The sequence below is a fragment of the Mycobacterium sp. genome, assembly GCF_008709575.1.
In the GTDB taxonomy this organism is placed as follows: domain Bacteria; phylum Actinomycetota; class Actinomycetes; order Mycobacteriales; family Mycobacteriaceae; genus Mycobacterium.
Map to the genome: position 1 here is coordinate 1 of NZ_VYIK01000285.1, position 751 is coordinate 751.

At 65.5% G+C, this 751-nt stretch carries 2 pseudogenes; both read right to left on the reverse strand.

Annotated elements, in window-relative coordinates:
• Positions 1–112: 112 nt before the first annotated feature.
• Positions 113–559: pseudogene (locus F6Q13_RS18495) on the reverse strand (DUF6036 family nucleotidyltransferase); the annotation flags it as partial.
• Between the two features lie 58 nt (positions 560–617).
• Positions 618–751, reverse strand: a pseudogene (locus F6Q13_RS18500) (VapC toxin family PIN domain ribonuclease); the annotation flags it as partial.

The window sequence follows — 751 nt, forward strand, 5'->3', positions numbered from 1 at the left end:
ATGTGGTCGGGTTGGGCTTCGACGTGTTCAACTTCTTCGGCGCCTGAGCGGCGCCCCGGCCGCCCGGGAACGGTCGCCCGGACCTCACCTCGGGGGCCGACGGCGGGTGGGGTCACGGGCTGAGCAGTTCGCGCAGTAGAAGCTCAGTCTTCGGGGAAAGCAGGTGCGGTGGGTAATGCTCAGCGACGCAGTCGAGGGCTGCGTCGCGCGATCCGAAGCCACAGATGCGGTAGAGGGCGTGCAGGTCTTCGGTGTCGCGTTCGATGCGTGCGGCCGCGGCTTTCATGGCGAATAGGTAACGCGGTGAGGCGACTCGCACACTGATGCCCGGTTGCTCGAAGAGCGTCGTCGCGTTGGGGTCGGCTCCGGGTAGGAATCCTTTGACCGCGTCGTTGAGCCAGTTTTCAGGCAGACTATGGGCGCGGGCTATGACCTTGGCGGCTGCGTACACGACCTGTTTGGGCTCGAAAACGGCGTCGAGGTCACGGGTGGATCGGCGGGTGCTGTAAGCAAGTGCCATGGCCGCGCCCCCGACCACAAACAAATCAGCGCGCTCGCCCTTGGCGGCAAGCCTGGATCCGAGGGCGTGCGCGGTCCGCGGCCGGGTGCCGGTGTGTTCAGCGGTCCGAGGTTATCGGGTCCCACACGCGAGAAAAACCGAAGCTGGCAAAGTCGTCGACATTTCGGGTAGCGAACTCGTCGACACCGTGGTGGCGCAATGTCAGTGCCAGCCGGGCATCGAACAGGCGTC